Genomic DNA, 1,411 nt, shown 5'->3' on the forward strand with positions numbered 1-1,411 from the left:
ATGGCTCAAATGAGGTTTGCGACATCATTGTGGGGCAGAAAAACAGTGGTTGTGGGGGTAAGGCACGGTTTGGCTGCGTGACCTGCACCCTTGTTGGTAAAACCGATAATTCAGCTACAGGACTTTCAAAATTACCCCGCTGGAATGCGTTAGGCAGTGAAAATGCACTTCGAGTGAGGGATTACCTTTGGCGTTTAAGCAATGATATGGACGCCAGAGCCCTTCATGCTCGAGCTTACGATCCGGTCACTTACAATCGCGTCGCGCTACAGCCAAACACCCTTAAACCCAAGTATTTAGAGAAGATGGTGCGTTACGCCGCCCAGCTGACATTGGATAGCATTCGGATYGCTAAGGAGTTCGCAGAGCTTGTTGCTAACGGTCGAGAAATCGAGCATGAAGGGTATCGCGACATCGCCAACGACCCTAATATCCCACCTAAGACCAAGCGATTATTTTTGGAAATGTACCGCGAGTGGGCTCAAGACCCMAAGAGCTTGAATTACCTATTTGACGAAGCACAAAGCCTGCTATTATCTTTTCGCTGGAGCATTGACGGTATCGGGGCCGCGCCATTCCGTCCTTACGCAATTTTCAAGCAATTAGAATCTGGCCAMGGCTGGATYCCTTACCCCAAACTCAACTCTGAAATGGACGATACCAGMACTCAGGTAAATCAAACCTTACCCGAGGCGGTAATGATGCCMATCCTCAAATCTGAGGTTGCAGAGGATTTTGCAAAACATCCGGTTAACCTGTTGGAYTTGTGGACGCGGCCGCATGATATGTCAGACGTTTACGACGAAGACCGTAACTGCACCATCTCGCGCTTTGCTCAGCATAATGGCGATATCGTGGTGGAGTATGCGATTAATTTTGAGTTCGTGCCGGAAGGTCAGAAAACCACTTTGTCCAAYGTCAAAGAATGCTGGTTATTGACTAAGGCAGGCCTTAATCAATACCGATTTGCCTATSGCGCCGAAGGGATAAGCGTTAAGGTRAATGGCCGGACGGTCAACGAGGTAGCCAAAGCATTGCTGCTACCGTCAATTCAGCAGCAGATAGATAGCAGRGTTYGTGGTGTGCWGAATACRTTGTGTGAGCAATACGGCCCAGAAGACCATCACACCGGCTGCGAAAATCTCTGTAAGGCGTTTACGGACTCATTATCTAGTGCGCTTGGTGGAAAACAACGACAATCGCTGAATATTCCGTATCTGCAAAGCATTAGTCTACTGACAGGCTACAGGCCGGAAGCTCGTAAGACCGAAAGCGCAAACCAGTTCTCCCGCCGTGTCGTTAAAATCAGCAAACAGGGTATTGAGAAGGGCAATTCTAGGATGGTGTTTTACAAACCAAAATTGGACTGCAGATTACATGAGGCACACCAACAGACTTCTTCTTTGTTAGT

General features: G+C 48.2%; 1 pseudogene. It reads left to right on the forward strand.

The annotated features are described in order from the left end of the window. Positions 1–1,411 (forward strand): annotated as a pseudogene (locus L5M29_RS23585) (hypothetical protein); the annotation flags it as partial.

This window comes from Shewanella sp. SM95 (genome assembly GCF_025653595.1).
GTDB classification, from domain to species: Bacteria; Pseudomonadota; Gammaproteobacteria; order Enterobacterales; family Shewanellaceae; genus Shewanella; species Shewanella oncorhynchi.